The sequence below is a fragment of the Shewanella marina JCM 15074 genome (genome assembly GCF_000614975.1).
In the GTDB taxonomy this organism is placed as follows: Bacteria; Pseudomonadota; Gammaproteobacteria; order Enterobacterales; family Shewanellaceae; genus Shewanella; species Shewanella marina.
Map to the genome: position 1 here is coordinate 302614 of NZ_BALM01000001.1, position 21852 is coordinate 324465.

The following is a 21852-nucleotide window of genomic DNA, read 5'->3' on the forward strand; positions in this document are numbered from 1 at the left end:
TGATGAAAATGAAAATAAATCGTAAATTACTGCTTGCCACTATGGCGTTATCTGTAAGTTCACATGCTGCATTCGCGATGGACAATGTGCTACTTGATGGTAAAAATCTCACTCAAACTCAGGCATGGGCCATTGCTGATGGGGCTAAAGTTGAGATTGCACCCAAATCAATCCAAAACTTGCAAATTGCGTATGATTTACTTATGGAATCAGCACGTTTAGGTAAGCCTGTATATGGTTTAACCGTTGGTGTTGGGTTAAACAAAGACCATAAATTATTTGATAGCACAGGGCAATTAAGCCCGTCAGTATTAGCAGCGTCGCAAAAGTTTAATTACAGCACCTTACGTGCGCATAGTGCGGGTGTGGGCGAAGCTATGCCTGTACGTTTGACACGATTAGCAATGGCGGTGCGACTCAACACTATTTTGGCTGGCCATACTGGGGTGCAACCTGTTGTGGCAGAACTCTATCAATCATATTTGAACAAAGGGTTAGTGCCCGTTATTCCTGCAAAAGGCACCGTTGGCGAAGCGGATATTTTGTTGTCGTCCCATGTTGGCTTAGCATGATTGGCGAGTGGCAAGTGAACTACAAAGGCAAAGTGGTGAGTAGCGCTGAAGCAATGGCTGATGCCAATATCAAACCATTAAAGCCGATGGGTAAAGATGCGTTATCAATTTTATCGAATAACTCTGTTTCAGTTGCTTATGCAATGCAAGGTTATCAAAAAGCTGAGCATTTACTGGCGATTTCACCAACTGTATTTGGCCTGAGTTTAGAAGGTTTAAATGGCAATATTGCGCCATTTTTACCGCAAACTAATGATATTCGTCCATTCCCATACATTGGTGCGACAGCCGCAGATATTCTGGCGCAATTAGATGGCAGTTACTTATGGCAAGCGAATAGTAAGCGTCCATTGCAAGATCCTCTAAGCTATCGCACTACGGGTTATACGCTTGCAAGTGCGCAAAAAGCGCTGGTTGATTTAAAGCAGGTGATTGATATTCAAATTAACCATTCAGATGATAATCCTGCTGTCGTGGTGGGGGCTTCAGATCAATATAGCCAGTATTCACAGGTTGCCCAGTACTTAGTGGCAGGGCAAGGTGGTGTGTTCCCTACCACAAACTTTGAACCACTTCCGGTTGCGTTAGCGGTACAGAGTTTAAGTGTGGCATTAACGCATGTAGCGCATAATAGCGTGCAGCGAACCATTCATTTATCAGATAGTCATTTTACTCAGCTATCTCGCTTTTTAAGTGCACCTAACAACCAAGGGCATGCATTCGGTGCGATTCAAAAAGCATTTGTTGATATGCAAGTGCGCAACAAACAGCTGGCTCAACCAGTGTCATTTGATGGTATTGCGATTGCAGGCAATATTGAAGATACCTTTACTAATTTAGCATTAGCATCAGAAAACTTAATTAAGATTGTTGATAACACTGAAGTGATTTATGGGTTAGAAGTATTGCACTCAAGCCAAGCAATTGATTTAAGAAAACAAGCAGATCAGTCATTGGCTATTGGCCATAGCACTGGAAAGCTATATCAAGCCTATCGTCAAGTGGTGCCATTTGTCAGCCAAGACCGTCCATTTACGCCAGATATTCAGGCTTCAACTCAATTTATCGCTAACTATAAATAATAGTGATTAAAACTAGGATAATTATATGTTTAAACATCTATTATGTGCTGTATTAGTGTTAAGTTTATCGCCATTATCGGCTTCTGCATTTGGGGTAAAAGATTACCATAAAGAGGTGATGACCAATGAGTCAGGCAAAGTTGAATGCAGTGTTTGTCATGGCGATCAAAAACGCAAAACTATTCCAGAGATGAGCGCATGCGAAGCATGTCATGGCACGGCACAAGAGGTGCTGAATCAACTAAACGTCCTGCTAATGCAGGTCATAGTGTTGAGCCTAACCCACATGATAGTTTGCACTATGGTACAGATTTACCGTGCAGTTATTGTCATTTAGAGCATAAACAAAGTGAAGTTTATTGTAATCAATGCCATGAATTTACTTATCCTGAAATGAAGCGTTAATTGTAATAGTTATTAAAAAGAGCCCATTTATATGGGCTCTTTTTATTTTCAACAGTCGATCATTTATTTGAAACGATCATCCGAGCGGGTTGTTTTCGGATCCATTCCCTGTTCATACCAACCATCTTTAGTGTGTTTAATATTATCAAATGCTTGAATATACGGCTTAATATCTAAGATCGGTGTGCCATCAAGTAGATCGATATCTTTAACAAAAATAATATTGTCTTCAATATGATCGATCTCAGCAATAGATAGCCCAATTGGGTTAGGTCTTTTGGGTGACCGGGTGGCAAAAATTCCGTGGGGTTTAGTATCAAGAAAAGGGATCACGGTTAGTGCCGATTGACCCATTTTATGTAAATGGAAAATAACATAAATATGTGAAAATTCAGCTAAATCTTGTAGTCCAGCTTGCAGCTCTTCATTAATCACAATTTGTGCAAGGTTGTTAGCAATACCCGCACCTTGTATCGGCATATCACTAATATCTTTATAAGCTGTTTTAGCAAAACCAATGGCAGTAAATTCAATCATTATTTTTTATATCGAGTTGGAATCTAATGATTACTGTAACTGAAATGACAAAGATTAACTTATGACTGTCGCACATTTTTATAGAAGCTTGCCTGAATTGCAGATACAAAAAAGCCTGCTCGAAAGCAGGCTTTTTCGTTTAATTCATGGTGGCCCCTCACAGACTTGAACTGTGGACCTAACGATTATGAGTCGTGTGCTCTAACCAACTGAGCTAAGGGGCCTACTTAAGATAGTCGTCACTACCGAAAGCGTGAAAGAGTATATAAACTTTATTTGCGCTTGTCACCCGTGCAAAGGCAAGAATTTGTGAAAAATGGTTTGTTTGCTTATCTGTTAGCCAATATTACTTAAAAATAACAAAATCAATGGCATTTGTAGTATCCATATGTGGATTTTAGTTTTCCGATTACCATGATGGCTAAAATTAATTGTTTATTATTGGTGATGAGGTATATAACTGATGGTATCAATCATTTATAAGGATAGGTTTATGTCTCAAGTGACTTTTCGCGGAACCCCTATTACTGTATTAGGCCATTTCCCTCAAGTTGGTGATAAAGCACCGGATTTCAATTTAACATCGACAGAGCTTACGCCTATCTCTTTAGCTGATTTTGCGGGTAAAAAATTGGTGTTGAGTATCTTCCCAAGTATTGATACTGGTGTGTGCGCTCAGAGTGTACGTGCATTCAATAGTAAAATAGCAAGTATGGACAATGCCTATGTGCTTGCGATATCTGCTGACTTACCTTTTGCTGCAGGACGTTTTTGTGAGCTAGAGGGAATTAAAAATGTGCAACATGCGTCAGTATTTCGCTCGCCAACTTTCGCTAAAGATTATGGGGTTGCCATTGTTGATGGTCCCATTGCCGGATTAACCAGTCGTGCTGTTATCTGTATTGATGAACAACAAAATGTGGTTTATAGCGAGTTAGTATCTGAAACAGCTAATGAGCCAAACTATGACGCTGCGTTAGCTGTTTTTACTCAACAGTAAGTGGACATAGTTATGCAAAAAGTAGATATCACTAATAGCGGCGTTTGGAAGCATTTAGTGGAGTTACCTGAAGGTTCAGCCGGTTTTAGAATGCGCGGCAGTTTACCTACAGATGAAAATGGCGCTGTGCTAATGATTGAACACTGGAATAAGGGAATGATTGAAACACCTCATTTTCACCCTGGTGATGATATGACGATTGTTATGGCTGGGATTATGGCTGTTCAACCTCATATATTGGTTGATGGTCAGTGGCAACATGATGGTGAGGAGCAAGTTTATCATGTTGGTGAAACAGCTTATTTAAAGGCGACTCAAGTGCATTCAGTACGTTATCTTGAAGACACTAAGTTAGTTTATATTCATGATGGTGAGTTTGATTTAACTGAGGTTGAATTAAACCTTTAATCGAGCTATTTGCGCTATAAAAAGGCCATACCTTAGCAGTATGGCCTTTTTATTTTTTAGATATTTTCGATATTTTGGCCACTGGTTTCAAATCGATAATGATAGGTGACCCATGCGCCTAATAATGAAGTAAATATAAGGGCGATAAGCACGGGGGATACGCCAAATGTATTCATTAGTATAGGGAATAAAAACGCAGTTGTAATAGCCCCTAGTTTACCTATAGAAGCTGAAAAGCCTGCCCCTTTTGCTCTAATACTCACTGGGAATACTTCCCCTGAAATTAGGTAGGTTTGTGAATTGGGGCCAAAGTTATTCATAAAATTAAACAACATGAACCCTGCAAATAAAAGGTATATATGAGCACTATCGCTGGAGTAGGTTGAGATAACTGCCAGTAGTAAACCAACTGCACAACCGATAAACCCATAAATCTGCAATTTCATTCGACCAATTTTATCTGAATATATAATCGCAAAAATTACACCAACAATAAGTAATGCATCAATTAATGCTGTGCCTTTCGCTGAATAGATAATTTGGCTGATTGTGCCGTGTAATGAGTCATCGGCTACAGTATTTTTGGTTAGCATGGTTGCTAGAATAACTGGCGTGAAAATACCAATACCATAGGTGCCTAAGTCTTGAATAAACCAAGGTAGTGAGGCTAATAGCGTTTTTGGACGGTATTTTTTGTTGAATAGCTTTTTATAACCTTTCAACCAACCAATATCGGGTTTTTCAATAGTACGGTCTATTTTGATATTAATTGGATATTGTGGTGTGCGTTTTAATAAGGTGCGCAGTGCATGTGCGGCTTCTTTTTCTTTATTTTGATTCAGTAACCAATGGGCACTTTCTGGGATATAGCAGCGTGCAACTGTGATAATAATGGCTGGTAGAATAGCAACTGCATACATGATACGCCATGCATTGATATCATCACTGTAGCTTAATACGACAATGCCTACCAAAATTCCTAAAAATACGCCAATTGATTGAAAAGCGAATGCACCGAGTACTAGTTTACCGCGGTTATTCGTTGGAATATTTTCTGAGATCATTAAATGTGCGGTAGGGTAGTCACAACCTAATGCGAGTCCCACACCGAAGTTAAAGAATATAATCCAATACACTGATGGACTTAATGCAAGGCCAATTAAGCATAGCGAGAATATGAACATCTCGATGATGAACATACGTTTGCGGCCATATATATCAGCTAATCCGCCAAGTGCACTGGCACCAATTAAAATACCAAAGAGTATTGAAGAACTGATAAGCCCTTTTTGTAGTGAAGAAAGATGAAATTGAATGGTAATTAATGGGAGTGTTAAGCCCATCATAAATACGACCATGCCTTCAAAGAATTTTCCTGATGTTGCAAGTAACCAAATTCTCCATTGAATTTTAGTCATTGGAACATAGAAAGTAGCAGTGCCGTCACTCCAGGTTGGTATTTCATCAATATAGTTTTGAATACTCTTACCCGAGTTGGAATCAATCTTTTCTTGATTTGTCATCATATAAAGAAGGTGAAATAAGCTTATTTTGATGGCGGTATTAAATAGTAAATCATTAAACTTCGTCAATGAATTTATTTTAAAGTTGCTGGTTTTAATAAGGCTTATATATTGTTAAAATAAGTAGTTATCTAATGCGTTTTAATTTTTTTTCTATAAAAAACAGTAGTTTGAGATAATTCCTTGTTTTGAGAACTTCCATCGATACATCTTGTTAACTATATTTACAATTATATGGGGTAAGGGGGTATCATCTTATTGACTTTGTTTTTTATATTTAACCTTTTAAAAGTATCATCTATTTAACCTAGATTGAATTAATGAGTTAATTTAAATAACATTATGTGTTTAAATTTAAATTAAATGATATCTAGGCTTATATATATTAACTGCATGCTATTTATATTATTATTCGTTATTTATCAATAAATTTCATATTTACTATAAATAGTGAACGGAATATTTATCTCTACAATGTATTTTTCATTTATTCAGACTAATAAAAAAGCCTGCACGATGGCAGGCTTTTATTGAATCATTTAACTCTGACTATTCGTCTAAGAATGATTTTAAGATCTCTGAGCGAGAAGGGTGACGTAGTTTACGCAACGCCTTTGCTTCAATCTGACGAATACGCTCACGGGTAACGTCGAACTGCTTACCCACTTCTTCTAGAGTATGGTCAGTGTTCATGTCGATACCAAAACGCATACGCAATACTTTAGCTTCACGAGCTGTTAGGCCTGCTAGCACTTCGTGAGTTGCGCTCTTTAAGCTCTCACTAGTTGCAGAGTCTAAAGGTAGCTCAAGCGTTGTATCTTCAATGAAATCGCCTAAGTGTGAATCTTCATCATCACCGATAGGGGTTTCCATTGAGATTGGCTCTTTAGCAATCTTAAGTACTTTACGGATCTTATCTTCAGGCATCATCATACGTTCTGCCAACTCTTCAGGAGAAGGCTCTCGACCCATTTCCTGTAGCATTTGACGAGAAATACGATTCAACTTGTTGATAGTTTCAATCATATGTACTGGAATACGAATGGTACGTGCTTGGTCTGCAATAGAACGTGTAATTGCCTGACGGATCCACCATGTTGCATAAGTAGAGAACTTATAACCACGGCGGTATTCAAACTTATCTACTGCTTTCATTAGACCAATGTTACCTTCTTGAATGAGATCCAAGAACTGTAAGCCACGGTTGGTATACTTTTTAGCAATAGAGATTACTAGACGTAAGTTTGCTTCAACCATCTCTTTCTTCGCACGACGAGCTTTTGCTTCACCGATTGACATACGACGGTTGATATCTTTAATTGCAATGATTGCAAGACCTGTTTCAACTTCAATTGCTTCTAGTTTCGAGCGGCTACGCTCAACGTCATCAGCAACAAGTTTTAAACCGTCTGAATATGGCTTGCCTGCTGACATTTCAGCATTAAACCATTCGATACTGCTTTCATTATTGCTGAACAATTTGACGAAGTTCTTCTTCGGCATTTTGGCTTGTTCAACACAAAGCTTCATGATCAAACGTTCTTGAACACGTACTTTGTCCATCATTTCACGCATATTTCTAACTAAGCTATCAAACTGCTTAGGCATTAGGCGGAATTCTTTAAAGATCTCGCCAATTTCAAATAAGGTACGTGTAGATTCTGGGTGCTCACGGCCTTTAGCTGCAATAACCGCTAAAGAGTGCTCGTAAGCTGTACGTAGTTGACCAAAACGTTCTTTGGCTTCTTCAGGATCGGGGCCTTTGTTCGCCTCATCATCTGAATCGTCATCATCGTCATCATCGTCATCATCGTCTTCATCATCAAGTTGTTCATCTGATAATTCTGAACCAATGTGGGTCGCTGTTGGGGCAATATCATCTTCATCAGGATTGATAAATCCAGAGATAATATCAGACAAGCGCAGCTCGTCAGCTTCATAACGGTCGTATTGCTCAAGGATCATAGAGATCGCTTGAGGATATTCTGCTACTGAGCTCTGTACGGTATTAATACCTTCTTCGATTCGCTTAGCGATGACAATTTCGCCTTCACGAGTCAATAGCTCAACAGTACCCATTTCACGCATATACATACGTACAGGGTCGGTAGTGCGACCTAGCTCACTTTCTACCGTAGCCAGTGCGGCAGCGGCTTCTTCAGCAGCGTCTTCGTCTGTGTTGTCTTCCGACATCATCATGTCATCGGCATCAGGTGCTTCTTCAAACACTCGAATACCCATGTCATTTATCATCTGGATAATATCTTCGATCTGGTCAGAATCGACCATGTCTGCAGGTAAGTGGTCGTTCACTTCTGCATAGGTTAAATACCCTTGCTCTTTACCTTTGGCGAGCAACAGCTTGAGTTGCGACTGCGGAGTTTGATCCATAGATATCATCCAATTTTGGTAGCTGATAAAACGACGGGTCAGTTAATTATTCAGTAATATTTAACTGCCGCACAAATCGTCAATTATAGGCTATTTAGGTTGTTCTTTACTAGTCATAGTGCTTGATTCACACAGTTATTTTGTGTTACGCGCATTTTTTATGATAGAGATCAACTTAGATAGCTGGACTTTTTCTTCTTTTGTATGAGTCTGTTTTAGGCTCAATTCCTGATAGCGTTGCTCAATATATTGATTGTTCAACCAAATCAGGGACTTTTTAAACTCTTGTAACACGTTGGCATCCGCCACTTGATGCTCCCATTGGGCAATTTTTTTCAGAGTACCGTGCTCCGGTTTATTTCTGAATTCTTCAAGTAGTTGCGCGCTGCTAAGCTGTTGCGTTCGAGTTATATCTAGCAAAGTTATCAAGAGGTCAACACCGGCCATTTTGATATGTTTTAATGCTGGTTGCACGGCTAAACCAAAACCTACTTTTGGGTCTTGTAATAGTAATGCGATCGCCAGTCTTAATGGGGTTCCACGTCCTTTTAAGCCTTTTTTAGCTAAGGGTTGTGTACTGACCTTGGTGTTAAAACCAATTTTCTTTTTTAAATCTTCGCCACTATTCATGCCGAGCTTATGTGCAAGATTTTCGAGCAATAAATTTTGCAGTACAGTGTCTTGAACTTTTTCAATGAGGGCAATGGCTTGCTTAGCCAAGTTGCCTTTATCTGTACCGTATTTTTGCGCCAAGGTATCAAACAAAAAGTCAGCTAAATTTTGGGCACTTTCTATTAATGCTTCAAAGGCGGTTTTGCCTATTTTACGCACCATAGAATCAGGATCTTCCCCTTGGGGCAAGAACATGAATTTAATCTGGTCACCCGGTTTCAACAGTGGTAGTGCTGTTTCTAAAGCACGCCATGCAGCATCTTTACCAGCATTATCACCATCGTAACAACACACCACTTGGTGAGCATTACGAAGCAATAACTGTAATTGTTCTGCTGTTGTTGATGTACCTAAAGAGGCAACTGCATAGTCGACACCAAATTGAGCCAGTGCAACCACATCCATATAGCCTTCAACAATTAAGATCTTATCGACATCACGATGCTTTTGCTTTAGCTCGTAGAGGCCATAAAGTTCATTGCCTTTATGAAATATGGGCGTTTCCGGCGAATTCAAGTACTTTGGTGTACCATCACCTAAAACTCTACCACCAAATGCAATAACGCGTCCGCGACGATCACGGATAGGGAACATTAGCCTATCGCGAAAACGGTCATAACGGCGGCCATTGTCTTTGGCAATAACCATTCCGGCGGTTAATAGTTTATCTTGTGCATCTTGATTACTGCGGTAACGGCTTAATAAACCATCCCAACTATCAGGCGCGAAGCCGATACCGAAATGTTTTACTACATCGTCACTTAAACCACGCATTTCAAGATAATCGACCACTTTTTGTTTATCAGTATCAGCTTTAAGTTGATGTTGGAAATAAAGACTGGCTTCTTCCATTAACTGATACAAATCTCGGCTAAGACCTTCATCACGGCGTGTGCCGGTGCCTTGCTCGCGTGGGACTTCTAAACCATGTTGGCCTGCCAATTCATCAATGGCATCAAGAAACTCTAAACGGTCGTACTCCATGACAAAATCGATGGCATTGCCATGTGCACCACAACCAAAACAATGATAAAACTGTTTGTCTTGGCTAACGGTAAATGATGGAGATTTTTCGCTATGAAAAGGGCAACAAGCAGAGTAGTTTTTACCTGCTTTTTTGAGTGGCACTTTATGGTCGATTAATTCGACGATGTCAGTGCGAGCGATTAGCTCATTGATAAAGTCACGAGGAATTGCCATGTAATTATCGTGTTATCTGCCATTTGTAGCGATTAAAAACAAACAAGCCGCGCAAAAGCACGGCTTGTTGTAACACTAAAAGCGTTTTACTTCAGTTTTGCACGGATTAAAGCACCAATGGCACCCATATCTGCACGACCCTGAACTTTTACTTTAAGTGCACCCATTACTTTGCCCATGTCCGCCATAGTCGATGCGCCTACCTGTGCGATAGTTTCATCAATAATTGCAGCAACTTCTTCCTCTGACAGAGGTTTAGGCAGGAAAGTTTCAATTACTTGAATCTCTGCTGCTTCAATTGCTGCCAACTCCGGACGATTTGCTGCTTCATATTGAGCAATCGAATCACGGCGTTGTTTGACCATTTTGGTTAAGACAGCTATAGCTTGGTCATCAGTCAGAGTTTCGCGGGTATCCACTTCAATCTGTTTGATGGCGGCTAATGCCAAACGAATCGTGCCTAATTTAGCCTTTTCTTTGGCTAACATAGCTTTCTTCATTTGGTCTTTTAGCTGATCAATTAGGCTCATAACGGATTAGTATAAACGTACGCGACGTGCGTTTTCGCGAGAAAGCTTCTTAGCAAGACGCTTAACTGCAGCCGCTTTAGCGCGCTTACGTGCAGTTGTTGGCTTCTCGTAGAATTCACGAGCGCGAACGTCAGCTAGGATACCAGCTTTTTCACAAGAGCGCTTGAAACGACGTAGTGCTACGTCGAATGGTTCGTTTTCACGTACTTTAATAATTGGCATACGCCATCACCCCTTAGGTGTAGGTTGTGCGAGTCAATGACTTGACTCAAGATGATTTAAAATGGTGCGGAATTTTATACTGACTGCACCCCCCTTGTAAACCCCTAAAGTGATTTGCAAGGGTGAATTTTGTCACATACAAATCCATTGCGAATAATAATTTGGTTTGTATCTGGGCGCAAGTGACTAGATGCTTAAGCTGCTAATTTATTATCGAAAGTACGCTAAAAGTAGTGATATTTGTATGTTATAAGGGGAATTGCTCTCTTGAAGTGCTTGATAGTAACAGAGTAGAATTAACCGTTTTTACACAAATAGACGAGATACGATGCGGGTTTTAGGTATTGAGACATCCTGTGATGAGACAGGTATTGCTGTTTATGATGAGCAACAAGGCTTGTTGTCACATGCATTATATAGCCAAGTAAAGTTACATGCGGATTATGGTGGAGTGGTGCCTGAATTGGCTTCGCGTGATCATGTGCGCAAAATTGTGCCTTTAATTCGTCAAGCATTAGCGGATGCCAATACTCGTATTGAAGATCTCGATGGCATTGCTTATACCAAAGGTCCTGGCTTAATTGGGGCGTTATTGGTAGGTGCTTGTGTGGGGCGTGCGTTAGCGTTTTCTTGGGATAAGCCTGCGGTTGGTGTACATCATATGGAAGGCCATTTGTTAGCCCCTATGCTAGAAGACAACCCTCCTGAATTTCCATTTATTGCACTGCTTGTTTCAGGCGGTCATACCATGTTAGTTGATGTCAAAGGCATTGGCCGTTATGAAGTGATGGGCGAGTCGGTTGACGATGCTGCTGGTGAGTCATTCGATAAGATGCAAAATTAATGGGATTAGATTATCCAGGTGGTCCGCGTTTATCGAAATTGGCTGCACAAGGTGAGCCAAATTGTTATAAGTTTCCACGTCCGATGACCGATAGACCTGGTTTGGATTTTAGTTTTTCAGGTTTGAAAACGTTTGCCGCAAATACCATTGCCAAAGAACCTGATGACTTACAAACCCGCGCTAATATTGCCCGTGCATTTGAAGAAGCTGTGGTAGATACCTTAGCGATTAAGTGTCGCCGTGCGCTTAAGCAAACGGGGTATACCCGCTTAGTGATTGCCGGTGGCGTAAGTGCCAACACTCGTTTACAAACCTCTTTAGCCGACTTGATGCAAAGCATTGGTGGCCAAGTTTATTATCCACGTGGTGAGTTTTGTACCGATAATGGCGCAATGATCGCCTATGCTGGTCTGCAACGATTAAAGTCAGGTGTGTTTGAAGATTTAGCCGTTAAAGGTCAGCCTCGTTGGCCATTAGATACGTTACCAGCTGTAGATTAATCTGCAGGTAAATATAAATAAAGGCGCTCAATGAGCGCCTTTATTGTATCTAATGGAGTAAGACTATTTTTTGTTTAATTTTTTATCGGTGACTTTAGGCTCAGTACCTGCCAGTAAGCGTTTTATATTATCTTTATGACGAATAATAATCAGTGTTGAAAGCATCGCTACTGGAATGGTAAATCTATCATCTAGCCACCAAGTAAAAAGAGGCGCAGATAATGAGGTAATTATCGCCGCGCCAGATGAATAGCGGGTAATCAGTACTGACAATAACCAAGTGGCAATTAGGCAAAGTGCCAAACCACCACCAATAGGTGCCATTGCGCCTAATGCTGTGGCGACACCTTTACCGCCTTTAAAACCGAAAAACAGCGGGTAGATATGACCTAAACATGCCGCAATTGCAATTAAGCCTAATGAGACTGCATCGATCCCCATCAAATAAGCGCAATAGGTTGGAACCGCCCCTTTTAACATATCAAAAAATAGAACGGTGATAGCTGGCAGCGCGCCACCAAGGCGAAGTACGTTGGTGGCACCGGGATTGCCTGAACCTTGAGTGCGAGGATCGGGTAAGCGCCATATTTTACATACGACGATAGCACTTGAAATAGAGCCCGCTAGATATGCGAGCAATATCATTAAAATCGTAACAGCGATGCTGCTCAAATTGGTTTCCTTATCCGTCTTAGGGTATTATCGCGCTCTTAATTATTGCCATCAGTTGGGAAACGGTCATTGCTATCATTAAATCACTCAAACTAAATTGATGGTGTTAGCAATTGTGGCACTATCCTACTGTGTTATAACGTGGTAAGAAACCGTTTGGCTGTAATTATTTGCATTTAGCGCTATTGTACCCCTTTTCAACGCGCTAGCTTGTCAGACCTCATTGTTTTTGTGATTGGAGTAGAGATGGATAAGGTACTTATACGTCAGCTTAGGGTAGATACCGTTATTGGTGTTTATGAGTGGGAAAAACAAATTCATCAAACCTTATTACTGGATTTAGATATGGCTTGGGATAATCGTTTAGCGGCAGTTAAAGACGATTATGAGCATGCTTTATGTTATGAAACTGTGGCAAATAGACTGACGGCATTGCTCACTGAACAGCCTGTTGAATTAATTGAAACCATTGCTGAGATGGTGGCGCGCTGTGTGATGACCGAATTTAATGTGCCATGGGTTAAAGTTAAAGTAATGAAGCCTGGTGCAGTACCAACTGCGGCAGCAGTTGGTGTTGAAATAGAACGAGGCCATTGCTAATTATGGCGCTTATTTATATTAGCTTAGGCAGTAATATTGAGCCACAGCATCATTTGACATTAGCATTAAATGATTTGTCGGACGCGTTTGAGATAGTCGCGTTATCACCTGTGTATGAGAGCGAGTCTGTTGGCTTTGCTGGCGACAATTTTTTAAATATGGTGGTGGCTGCTAAAACAACATTGACGATTGAGCAAACTGTTGCTGAGTTTAAGCAGATAGAGAGCCGTCATGGGCGTATTTTAGGGGCTAAAAAGTTCAGCTCTCGTACGGTCGATATCGATCTTTTATTGTATGACGATTTAGTGTGTCAATTACCAATAGTATTACCTCGCGCTGAAGTGACTGAAAATGCTTTTGTGCTATGGCCATTAGCGGATATTGCACCGCAAATGTGTCATCCCGGAACGCACCAGACTTACCAAGAGTTATGGCAAGCTTACGATAAAAATAAACAACAATTATGGCCAATCGAGTTTAATTGGGTTGCACCTCAATAACTCAATTTTCAGGGAACAACATGGATACCTTACAAGTTATTATTCTTGCGTTAATTCAGGGATTGACAGAATTTTTACCTATTTCAAGCTCGGCACATCTTATTTTACCTGCACAGTTATTCGGTTGGCAGGATCAAGGTTTATCATTTGATGTTGCTGTACATATTGGTTCGTTATTAGCGGTAATATTATATTTTAGGCAAGAAATTTGGGCGATGTTGACGGCGTGGCTGGCTAGCATTTTTAAAGGTCAGCACAGTGATGACAGCAAACTTGCTTGGTGGATTATCTTAGCGACATTGCCCGCTGTTATTCTGGGCTTCACCTTTAAGGATATGATTGAAACCCATTTACGTGGTCCCGGTGTGATTGCGATTACCACCGTGATTTTTGGTTTATTATTATGGTTGGCAGATAAAATGTCGCGTGATGAATTAACTGAATATCAGACGGGGTGGCGTAAGGCTTTATTAATTGGTTTTGCGCAAGCGTTAGCATTAATTCCTGGTACTTCACGTTCAGGTGCAACTATTACTGCCGCATTAATGTTAGGCCTAAAGCGTGAAGCCGCCGCGCGTTTTTCATTCTTAATGTCGATTCCTGTGATTTTAGGCGCGGCATTATTAATGGGTAAAGATTTAGTCAGTGAAGGTGTTGCTATTGACTATCAAGCATTAGCGCTTGGTGTAGTGATGTCTTTTGCCGCAGCATATCTTTGTATTCACTTGTTTTTGAAAGTGATTAGCAAGATGGGCATGATGCCATTTGTGATTTATCGTTTAGCGCTTGGGATATTCCTGTGCGGTTTTATTTTTCTGTAATAAATGATGCCAATTTTGGCGTTAACAAGGTTATTTAATGTCAGCTTTATTTCAGTGTCCAACGTGCCAACAAGCGTTGCATATTCATCAGCAATCACAAGGTTTACATTGTGATAATAAACATCACTTTGACCGTAATCAGCAGGGTTATTGGGTCTTTGGTTTACCTAAAAAACGGGTAGATACCGACTCAAGACAAGTTTTACGTGCTAAAAAGTTCATGTTGGCTTCTGGCATGTTTGATGCTGTTGTTGAGCAAATGGCGACATTATTGGCTGACCAATTAGCTCAGCATCAGCAAGTATTACATTGTGATTTAAATTGTGGTGATGGTTTTTATATTCGTGCGCTTGCTGAGCAGTTAGCACTGCAATTACCGCAGTTAGCGTTACAACAATGGGGTTTGAGTGAAGCTGAAAATGCACTATTTGCTGCCACTAAAACTGATAGTGTCAGTCAGTATTTCTTAGTCAGTCATAAAACCTTACCTTTTGCTGATAATAGTCTTGATTTAGTGACGGTTATCGATCAGCAATTGAAAGGCAAAGAGGCTGTTCGCGTATTGAAGCCTAATGGCTTGTTATTGACAGTGTCACCTGGTCCTCGTCATTTATGGCAACTGAAACAACATATTTATCCTGATTTAACTGAAAAACCATTTAGTTTAAATCTGCCTAAAACAGTGTCATTGGTTGCTAATAAAGAGGTGCGATATACCGTTGATGTTAGTGGTGAAAATGCGTTAACACTACTTGATACAACGCCTTACGCTTGGCGTGCAAATGATAAGGTTAGACATGAAATCGGTAGTCATGCCATTAATCAATTAGAGTTTGATTTTGTGGTAACCTTGGCTGTAAAACAGGCTTAAAACTATAATAATAGGTACAATTTATGCGCGTAATTATTTTGGGATTGGCATTATTAATGTCTGCCAGTACGTGGGCAAACGTTTATTCTTTGCCGACTAATGGCAGTCGGTTAATCGGAGAAATCCAGCATCATATTGTGCAAAAGGGTGAATATTTTCAAACGATTGCTAAACAATATAATGTCGGTATTTTGGAGTTGATGGAAAGTAATCCTGGCGTGGACCCATTTCTTCCAACGCCGGGATTGGATTTGATTATTCCAACCCAAATGTTATTGCCTGATACCGCGTATAAAGGAATCGTGATCAATTTACCTGAATTACGTTTGTATTTTTATCCAAAAAATAAACGTGAAGTGCACGTATTTCCAATTGGTATTGGTCGTGTCGGGCGGGAAACGCCTGAAATGACCACTAAAATTAAAGCCCGAATTCCTAATCCAAGCTGGACACCTCCAGCCAGTATTCGTCAAGAGCACTTAGAGGAACGGGGAGAGGTGTTACCGCGTATCGTACCTGCGGGACCTGACAATCCATTAGGTAAGTTTGCTATGCAGTTGGCTTATGGTGATGGCAGTTATTTGATCCATGGTACCAACAAAGATTTTGGCGTGGGAATGCGTGTCAGTGCCGGTTGTATTCGCTTAAACCCTGATGATATTGAATGGTTGTTTGATAAGGTTAAATATGGCGAACCGGTACGGATTATTAATCAGCCTGTTAAATTTTCAAATGAGCCTAATGGCGTTAAAATTTTTGAAGTTTACTCGCCACTTTCTCGCTCTGATGGCAGCCAAAATGTGATTAAGCTTTCGCAACAAGCACTTAAGTTTACTACTCAAGCTGACGTAGATTCTCGTAAAGTGACAGATGCTTTACTTGCGCAAAGTGGCTTGCCCGCTCAAGTGCAACTTAATTAAGCAATACGGTTATGTAAAGAAAGCCACCTACGGGTGGTTTTTTATTGTATTAAAATTGAACTCAAATAGTTAATTTGCATATATTATCGGCAAAGTGTCAGCTTTTTATGCTGTTTTTTAGGGAGTTAGTTAATTTTAAGGTATCCTGCAAGCCTTTTTCTGACTGCATAATTGCAGTTATTGCGTTTAGCTCTCGACGATAGATCTCTTTACTATGCTGTACAATCAAAATATACCTGTTAGATACCCTAAAGGACCGTTCGCGATGTGGACGGTTTATAGTTTTACTGGCGCATCTATTGCTGCCTCAATTGTGTTTTCATTATTACTATTCTTGTCAATCGACGATGATCCATTAATGAAGTTCCTGTTTGGTTCATTAGCGGTTATTTTTGAACTCGGTAAGTTTTTTGCTTGGTATGAAGTGGGTGAGCGTCGCTCTAGAGGTAACTACTCAGGCGCATTAACGGCATTGGTATTTTATGGCATTTTAGCGGCTATTTCGATTGGTGGCTCAATTGGTGGTATCAATAGTGCGACCAATAAAGCGCAAGAGCATGTCAATATTCAGCAAAGTAAAGTCGATGCGTTTAATATGCAGATTACTGCCATTGATAAGCAGATTGCACTTAATAATGAAGCGGCAGAAAAGTATATTGAGATGGAGCGTATCGCCACCGGCGTAAAACGTATTCAGGTTGAAAATGCTAAGCTACGCGAAGAGCAACAAAAGCTAGCGATGGAGCGTGACAGTTTACCTGTTGTTGGCCAAGGTTCTGTGATTGGGTTAATTGATAGTATTGCGCAATCATTGCATATCACCAGCCAAGCCGCACAATTAGGATTAGTGGTATTCCTTGCGGTCTTACTGGATTTTTTCGCGGCCTTCTTTGTTGGTCTAATTGGTGAGGAGGTTCGTTTTAGACACCAGTTCTACCGTAATCAACCAATGACATTTGATGCCTATACACCGATGACGCCAGAAGCAACAGAGCGTCTATTAGCGCCGATGAAAACGGAATTTGCGACTGAGGATAGCCAGCAAGAGCCTCAGTCGACAGAGGTAGAACCTGAAAAATCAACCTATGAATTAGTCATTGAAGCATTAAGTGACAATCGCGTTAATTGCTCAAAACGTGCAATTGCACGCTTATTCAAGCTTAATACCGAAGAAGTTGATAAGCTATTTAAACAGCTTCAGACTGAAGGTCTTGTGAGCCGTAAACCTAATCAACATTATCAATGGTTAGGTCAAGCAGAGATGAGTGCTGAGAATTAAATTTATAGCTGTTAACACCAAAGAGCCCACATTATTGTGGGCTCTTTTGTTTATACAAGCGATTAAATTTGGTTATTTCGGCTAATTGAGCCTTAAGAGCAATTTATTCATAATACAGTGTACATGATGACTGCTGTATTGAGCATGGGATAACGAATGCGTAGAGTAAATGGATTTACCTTAATTGAATTAGTTGTTGTTATTATTATATTAGGCATTTTAGCGGTTGTAGCTGCTCCTAAATTTATCAATATGAGCAGTGATGCACAGCGAAGTGTATTATACCAATTTGATTAAAGATGTGATCTATTCAGAGCTTGTCAGCCTTTTCAGTTCTAGGCGCATTGATGCAGTAATGGCTATTCCCTTTCAAATCAATGCAACATCGAAATGGAAAGGCCTGAAAAGCTCACTTCGTGCGGGTTTCAAGGCACTGTATACTGCGTTGAACATTTTCAAAATAGAATAACTATTCCGTTCAAATGTCCGCCTTGTCTACAGTACCTTGAACTCCCGCTGAATGATCACTTTCTTAATCAAGTTGGTATTACAAACATTAAAAGGTTCTATTGCTAGCTCGGCCAATTTAATGATGATGCAAGCTCGAATAGATGGCGTTAATTTTGATACTTATAACGAGCTAGTGATTAATGGAGTGACAACGGTAAACGGTTTACCTTATGCAAACGACCCTGATAATAATGGGGTTCCTGAACTGCTAGAAGCTATTTCAATGCCTGATTTTGCAAATCAAGGTATCGTTGTCTTTTATACGCCAGAAGCCAATCCGTTAGGTGATGGTAGTCAATGGTGGGCATTGTATATCAGCTTTTTAAATAAAGTAGGCCAACAACCCAGTTCAGTTGCAGAAATAACTTCTACTGCTTGTTATATTCGTTATCAAGCAGGCATGGCTTCTCAATATTCACTAGAGCTTATTGACTCTGGATGCTAATTTTTAATGCAACAAAGCTCACAACGAGTGGGCTTTGTTGGTTATTAGGCAAGTGTTACCAGTAGATATGCATTCAATGCTAATACCAAAGCTACAATTACAATCCCTGCGTACTTAACCCAGTGGCTATTGGCAAACTGTCCCATTAATTTTACGTCATTAGTGAACTTCAATAATGGAATTAATGCCAGTGCAATACCAAAGCTTAAGACCACTTGGCTCATGACCAATATTTCAGTGGTATTGATGCCCATCGCAATCACGACAAATGCAGGTAGCATGGTTAATACACGCCTTAATAACATGGGAATTTTAAACTTCACAAATCCCTGCATGACCACTTGACCAGCCATGGTGCCAACAACGGTTGATGATAAACCTGAGGCAACCAGAGATACACCAAATAGGATAGCGGCACTGTGACCAACAAGCGGGGTTAGGGTTAAGTAGGCTGTTTCTATTTCGGCAACGGTTTGGTGGCCTGAGTAATGGAATACTGCAGCGGCCATCGCAATAATGGCGATATTAACAAAACCTGCAATCGACATGGCGACCAGTACATCTGTTCGGGTAGACTTTAAGCGGACTTGTTTTGATAGACCATAGCTATTTTTAAATAATGCTGAATGTAGATAAATCACATGTGGCATGACGGTTGCGCCTAAAATACCTGCGGCTAAATAGACTTGCTTAGGATCATTTAGTTGGTAGTAAAATACCATGTGCCATATGACTGACATTTGGGCTAGCAATAAACAGTTCAACCACATAAATGACGGCGACTAATAAAAGTAAGCTGGCAATAATTAATTCAAGAGGCTTTTGACCACGGTTGCTGATCATTAATATGGTCATGGTGACAACGGCGGTAATCGCTGCGCCTTGCATTAAGCTGATACCAAATAGTAATTGGAAACCTACCGCTGCGCCGATAAATTCTGCTAAATCAGTTGCCATTGCAATAACTTCAGCTTGTAACCAATAAGGTACAATTGCCCATTTGGGTAGGTGATCTCGTAGATGTTCTGCAAGATCTTTACCCGTAATAATGCCTAATTTGGCAGAAAGATATTGGATTAGCATCGCCATTAGATTGGCCCACAGTACCACCCACAGTAGCTGATAACCAAAGCTTGCGCCTGCTTCAATATTAGTGGCAAAGTTACCCGGATCGATATAACCAATCGCGGCGATAAATGCGGGGCCGATGAGCATCAACTTTTGCTTTAATGGGATTTTAAACTTGGGTTGAGCAATTGAATTTGACGCTGTAATCACTTGCATAGCAATAACCTAATAACTGAACTGGATACAGATTATTACAATTGCAAATGAGAATCAATATCATTTAAAATGTTGTGGTATGTTCTGCACCGATTAGCTTGTTCTAATATTTCGATATTAAACAAGAATGGTTAAAGTGTGTGACTGAGGCGTGGCGTTGTCGAATGATCTTTAATTAATAAGAATATAATCAAGCAGATAAATTTAAGGCTTGGCCACTGCGATAAGCAATGAAAGCCAAGCCTCAAGAATTAGTCAAGAAATGCTAATTCTCTATCAACAATATTACTTCTTGTAAGAAGTAGCAATGTTGTCGATACGTGCGTTAGCGCGCTGAGCTTCAGCTTGAGCGTCCATAGCTGCAGCTTTTGCGTCTTTAACGTCTGCAGATAGGTTGCTTTGCTCAGATTTAAGAGCACCAACTTGAGTTGATAGTTGATCAACTTTGTTACCTAGGTTTGCAACACTTTCTTCTAGCGCAGAAGTGTTAGCACAACCACCTAACATTGCAGTCATAGCAACACCAGCAAGCATCATCATTTTCTTGTTCATGGAGTTCATCCCTTACAAATAGATTATAGAGGTCCAGCCACCTAATGCAGCTGATACCCCGCTAATTATGTCATAGCTATTATTTTTTGCTACGAAAAATAACTTAAACCTTCAAATTGTGTGGTTTTTTTTATCATTTGAGTCAATGTTTACTCATTTTTATTGCAGTTAATTACATAAATTAGCTTTTATTAATTTAACCTTTTCTATTCTTTGTTGTGCTAATTCTTGCTTGATTGCTGCGCCTGTAAAGCCTGCATCAATAATATCTTTTATCACTACCGTAAGCGCTGCTTGATAACATTGCTCGATATAGTGAGCTTGTGGATAGTCACTATTTTCAAAGCCTGTGCGCCCCTTGGCATCGGCCTCACAACAGAGCAAGATCTCTTGCAAGCGTTGCGGTTTACGCCAGATATCGGCTTTATCAAACAGTTTAATAATAGTCTCAGCTTTTAATTCATAAGCGTTATGGATGTTTTGGTGTAGATCGCTAACAAGAATTGCTAATTCTTTATAGTCATTAGGAATTCTTAAACGTTCACATAGTTGTTTAATGAGCTTAATGCCAAGTTGGCCATGACCATGATGTTTTGGCCAGTGTTCTGCTGGTGTGGCGGCTTTACCGAGATCGTGGACCAAAGCGGCAAACCTCACTTTGGTTTGTGATGAGAGCTGGCTTGCTGCGGTTAATACCATCAGAGTGTGGATGCCTGTATCGATTTCAGGGTGCCATTGCGCAGGTTGCGGTACGCCAAATAAGTTATTTAATTCAGGCAATAAAATGCTGAGTGCACCGCATTGACGTAGTACTTCAAAAAAACAATGCGGACTGTCAGTGGCTAATGCTCGTTCAAGCTCTTGCCAAACTCGCTCCGCTGTTAATGCTTGTAATTCACCGCTTTGGCTAATCTGTTGCATTAATGCCATGGTTTCATCAGCAATGGTAAAGCCTAAATGCGCAAATCGCGCGGCAAAACGGGCAACGCGTAAGACTCGAAGTGGATCTTCAATAAAGGCGTCTGATACATGTCTTAGAACGCGGTTATTGATATCCTCGATGCCGTTATAAGGATCGAATAATTGTCCCGACTCATCTTGAGCAATCGCGTTAATGGTCAAGTCTCGGCGTAAGAGATCTTGTTCAAGGGTGACATCTTTATCGGCATGGACACTAAAACCACCATAACCCGCAGCTGTTTTGCGCTCAGTGCGCGCCAAAGCATATTCTGCCGAGGTTTTTGGGTGCAAAAAAACAGGGAAGTCTTTACCGACTTGTCTATAACCTGCAGTAAGCATTTGCTCTACAGTTGCACCGACGACCATATAGTCTCTGTCTTTTATCTCAAGTTGTAATAAAGAGTCGCGTACTGCGCCGCCAACTAAGTATGTTTTCAAGAGCTTATCCAAATCAAAATAATTGAATTTAGTTTACCATAAGCCGTTATTAAAGCCTTTGACAACTTTAGCTGTAGGCTTTACCTTGAGCCGTCATTGTTTTTTAAGGATAGC

Annotated in this window: 19 protein-coding genes, 1 tRNA gene and 4 pseudogenes; 13 read left to right on the forward strand and 11 right to left on the reverse strand. The window is 40.4% G+C overall.

Going from position 1 to position 21852, the window contains the following annotated elements; all coding sequences use genetic code 11:
* Positions 1–8: 8 nt before the first annotated feature.
* Positions 9–1654 (forward strand): annotated as a pseudogene (locus JCM15074_RS20410) (HAL/PAL/TAL family ammonia-lyase).
* Between the two features lie 207 nt (positions 1655–1861).
* Positions 1862–2059, forward strand: coding sequence for a cytochrome c3 family protein (locus tag JCM15074_RS25540; RefSeq protein ID WP_373278860.1), 198 nt, complete (start codon positions 1862–1864; stop codon positions 2057–2059).
* Positions 2060–2122: 63 nt separating this feature from the next.
* Here JCM15074_RS25540 and tsaA read toward each other — a convergent pair whose 3' ends face one another.
* Together tsaA and JCM15074_RS01425 are read right to left on the reverse strand one after the other, a co-directional pair.
* Positions 2123–2596 (reverse strand): tRNA (N6-threonylcarbamoyladenosine(37)-N6)-methyltransferase TrmO, encoded by a 474-nt coding sequence (gene tsaA, locus JCM15074_RS01420; protein WP_051536798.1) that lies wholly within the window; start codon positions 2594–2596, stop codon positions 2123–2125.
* 147 nt (positions 2597–2743) lie between these two features.
* Positions 2744–2820, reverse strand: a tRNA-Ile gene (locus JCM15074_RS01425).
* 269 nt (positions 2821–3089) lie between these two features.
* On the opposite strand from JCM15074_RS01425, the gene tpx reads away from it, so the two are divergent.
* Positions 3090–3596, forward strand: coding sequence for a thiol peroxidase (tpx, locus tag JCM15074_RS01430; RefSeq protein WP_025819510.1), 507 nt, complete (start codon positions 3090–3092; stop codon positions 3594–3596).
* A gap of 12 nt (positions 3597–3608) precedes the next feature.
* The gene (locus JCM15074_RS01435; RefSeq protein ID WP_025819511.1) at positions 3609–4004 is read left to right on the forward strand and encodes a cupin domain-containing protein; all 396 of its coding nucleotides are present in this window, start codon (positions 3609–3611) and stop codon (positions 4002–4004) included.
* 56 nt (positions 4005–4060) lie between these two features.
* Here JCM15074_RS01435 and JCM15074_RS01440 read toward each other — a convergent pair whose 3' ends face one another.
* The 5 genes from JCM15074_RS01440 to rpsU form a co-directional block, all read right to left on the reverse strand.
* Positions 4061–5530 carry an MFS transporter gene (locus JCM15074_RS01440; RefSeq protein WP_199899763.1) on the reverse strand — a complete coding sequence of 490 codons (1470 nt, stop codon included), beginning with the start codon at positions 5528–5530 and terminating at the stop codon, positions 4061–4063.
* A 546-nt stretch (positions 5531–6076) separates the two neighbouring features.
* On the reverse strand, positions 6077–7918 hold the full coding sequence (gene rpoD, locus JCM15074_RS01445; RefSeq protein ID WP_148300708.1) for an RNA polymerase sigma factor RpoD: 1842 nt from the start codon (positions 7916–7918) through the stop codon (positions 6077–6079).
* A gap of 135 nt (positions 7919–8053) precedes the next feature.
* A complete protein-coding gene (gene dnaG / locus JCM15074_RS01450; protein WP_025819515.1) occupies positions 8054–9790 on the reverse strand; it encodes a DNA primase in 1737 nt (578 codons plus the stop codon).
* A gap of 86 nt (positions 9791–9876) precedes the next feature.
* Entirely contained in the window at positions 9877–10320 is a 444-nt protein-coding gene (locus JCM15074_RS01455; protein WP_025819517.1) for a GatB/YqeY domain-containing protein, read from the reverse strand.
* Between the two features lie 6 nt (positions 10321–10326).
* On the reverse strand, positions 10327–10542 hold the full coding sequence (gene rpsU / locus JCM15074_RS01460) for a 30S ribosomal protein S21 (protein WP_006080725.1): 216 nt from the start codon (positions 10540–10542) through the stop codon (positions 10327–10329).
* 328 nt (positions 10543–10870) lie between these two features.
* On the opposite strand from rpsU, the pseudogene tsaD reads away from it, so the two are divergent.
* Positions 10871–11886, forward strand: a pseudogene (gene tsaD, locus JCM15074_RS20420) (tRNA (adenosine(37)-N6)-threonylcarbamoyltransferase complex transferase subunit TsaD).
* 63 nt (positions 11887–11949) lie between these two features.
* On the opposite strand, the gene plsY reads toward tsaD, so the two are convergent.
* The gene (gene plsY / locus JCM15074_RS01470) at positions 11950–12531 is read right to left on the reverse strand and encodes a glycerol-3-phosphate 1-O-acyltransferase PlsY (RefSeq protein ID WP_373278863.1); all 582 of its coding nucleotides are present in this window, start codon (positions 12529–12531) and stop codon (positions 11950–11952) included.
* 273 nt (positions 12532–12804) lie between these two features.
* On the opposite strand from plsY, the gene folB reads away from it, so the two are divergent.
* The 8 genes and pseudogenes from folB to JCM15074_RS01510 all read left to right on the forward strand — a co-directional run bounded on the left by folB (position 12805) and on the right by JCM15074_RS01510 (position 18504).
* Complete coding sequence (folB, locus tag JCM15074_RS01475) at positions 12805–13158, forward strand: dihydroneopterin aldolase (protein ID WP_025819525.1); 354 nt, start codon at positions 12805–12807, stop codon at positions 13156–13158.
* A gap of 2 nt (positions 13159–13160) precedes the next feature.
* Complete coding sequence (folK, locus tag JCM15074_RS01480; RefSeq protein ID WP_025819527.1) at positions 13161–13658, forward strand: 2-amino-4-hydroxy-6-hydroxymethyldihydropteridine diphosphokinase; 498 nt, start codon at positions 13161–13163, stop codon at positions 13656–13658.
* Between the two features lie 20 nt (positions 13659–13678).
* Positions 13679–14479: an undecaprenyl-diphosphate phosphatase gene (locus JCM15074_RS01485; protein ID WP_025819528.1), complete on the forward strand. Its 801-nt coding sequence runs from the start codon at positions 13679–13681 to the stop codon at positions 14477–14479.
* Between the two features lie 37 nt (positions 14480–14516).
* On the forward strand, positions 14517–15350 hold the full coding sequence (locus JCM15074_RS01490) for a putative RNA methyltransferase (RefSeq protein ID WP_025819530.1): 834 nt from the start codon (positions 14517–14519) through the stop codon (positions 15348–15350).
* 23 nt (positions 15351–15373) lie between these two features.
* Positions 15374–16270, forward strand: coding sequence for a L,D-transpeptidase family protein (locus JCM15074_RS01495; RefSeq protein ID WP_025819531.1), 897 nt, complete (start codon positions 15374–15376; stop codon positions 16268–16270).
* A gap of 214 nt (positions 16271–16484) precedes the next feature.
* A complete protein-coding gene (locus JCM15074_RS01500; protein ID WP_051536799.1) occupies positions 16485–17549 on the forward strand; it encodes a preprotein translocase subunit SecY in 1065 nt (354 codons plus the stop codon).
* 156 nt (positions 17550–17705) lie between these two features.
* A pseudogene (locus JCM15074_RS23905) lies at positions 17706–17831 on the forward strand (type IV pilin protein); the annotation flags it as partial.
* Between the two features lie 238 nt (positions 17832–18069).
* Entirely contained in the window at positions 18070–18504 is a 435-nt protein-coding gene (locus JCM15074_RS01510) for a hypothetical protein (RefSeq protein WP_025819533.1), read from the forward strand.
* A gap of 44 nt (positions 18505–18548) precedes the next feature.
* Here the strand turns inward: JCM15074_RS01510 and JCM15074_RS25545 are convergent.
* The 3 genes and pseudogenes from JCM15074_RS25545 to JCM15074_RS01525 form a co-directional block, all read right to left on the reverse strand.
* Positions 18549–19788, reverse strand: a pseudogene (locus JCM15074_RS25545) (Nramp family divalent metal transporter).
* Positions 19789–20073: 285 nt separating this feature from the next.
* Positions 20074–20340, reverse strand: a complete 267-nt coding sequence (locus tag JCM15074_RS01520) for an Lpp/OprI family alanine-zipper lipoprotein (protein ID WP_025819535.1) — start codon at positions 20338–20340, stop codon at positions 20074–20076.
* A 168-nt stretch (positions 20341–20508) separates the two neighbouring features.
* Complete coding sequence (locus JCM15074_RS01525) at positions 20509–21738, reverse strand: multifunctional CCA addition/repair protein (protein WP_025819536.1); 1230 nt, start codon at positions 21736–21738, stop codon at positions 20509–20511.
* Positions 21739–21852: the final 114 nt, after the last annotated feature.

Excerpts from the sequence above, each read along its gene's own strand:
- rpoD (WP_148300708.1), bottom strand. The coding sequence starts at position 7,918 with ATGGATCAAACTCCGCAGTCGCAACTCAAGCTGTTGCTCGCCAAAGGT.
- JCM15074_RS25540 (WP_373278860.1), top strand. The coding sequence starts at position 1,862 with ATGTCATGGCACGGCACAAGAGGTGCTGAATCAACTAAACGTCCTGCT.
- JCM15074_RS01510 (WP_025819533.1), top strand. The coding sequence starts at position 18,070 with ATGATCACTTTCTTAATCAAGTTGGTATTACAAACATTAAAAGGTTCT.
- JCM15074_RS01490 (WP_025819530.1), top strand. The coding sequence starts at position 14,517 with ATGTCAGCTTTATTTCAGTGTCCAACGTGCCAACAAGCGTTGCATATT.
- folK (WP_025819527.1), top strand. The coding sequence starts at position 13,161 with ATGGCGCTTATTTATATTAGCTTAGGCAGTAATATTGAGCCACAGCAT.
- JCM15074_RS01500 (WP_051536799.1), top strand. The coding sequence starts at position 16,485 with ATGCTGTACAATCAAAATATACCTGTTAGATACCCTAAAGGACCGTTC.
- JCM15074_RS01485 (WP_025819528.1), top strand. The coding sequence starts at position 13,679 with ATGGATACCTTACAAGTTATTATTCTTGCGTTAATTCAGGGATTGACA.
- JCM15074_RS01440 (WP_199899763.1), bottom strand. The coding sequence starts at position 5,530 with ATGATGACAAATCAAGAAAAGATTGATTCCAACTCGGGTAAGAGTATT.
- folB (WP_025819525.1), top strand. The coding sequence starts at position 12,805 with ATGGATAAGGTACTTATACGTCAGCTTAGGGTAGATACCGTTATTGGT.
- tpx (WP_025819510.1), top strand. The coding sequence starts at position 3,090 with ATGTCTCAAGTGACTTTTCGCGGAACCCCTATTACTGTATTAGGCCAT.
- JCM15074_RS01520 (WP_025819535.1), bottom strand. The coding sequence starts at position 20,340 with ATGAACAAGAAAATGATGATGCTTGCTGGTGTTGCTATGACTGCAATG.
- dnaG (WP_025819515.1), bottom strand. The coding sequence starts at position 9,790 with ATGGCAATTCCTCGTGACTTTATCAATGAGCTAATCGCTCGCACTGAC.
- JCM15074_RS01455 (WP_025819517.1), bottom strand. The coding sequence starts at position 10,320 with ATGAGCCTAATTGATCAGCTAAAAGACCAAATGAAGAAAGCTATGTTA.
- JCM15074_RS01435 (WP_025819511.1), top strand. The coding sequence starts at position 3,609 with ATGCAAAAAGTAGATATCACTAATAGCGGCGTTTGGAAGCATTTAGTG.
- rpsU (WP_006080725.1), bottom strand. The coding sequence starts at position 10,542 with ATGCCAATTATTAAAGTACGTGAAAACGAACCATTCGACGTAGCACTA.
- tsaA (WP_051536798.1), bottom strand. The coding sequence starts at position 2,596 with ATGATTGAATTTACTGCCATTGGTTTTGCTAAAACAGCTTATAAAGAT.
- plsY (WP_373278863.1), bottom strand. The coding sequence starts at position 12,531 with ATGATATTGCTCGCATATCTAGCGGGCTCTATTTCAAGTGCTATCGTC.
- JCM15074_RS01495 (WP_025819531.1), top strand. The coding sequence starts at position 15,374 with ATGCGCGTAATTATTTTGGGATTGGCATTATTAATGTCTGCCAGTACG.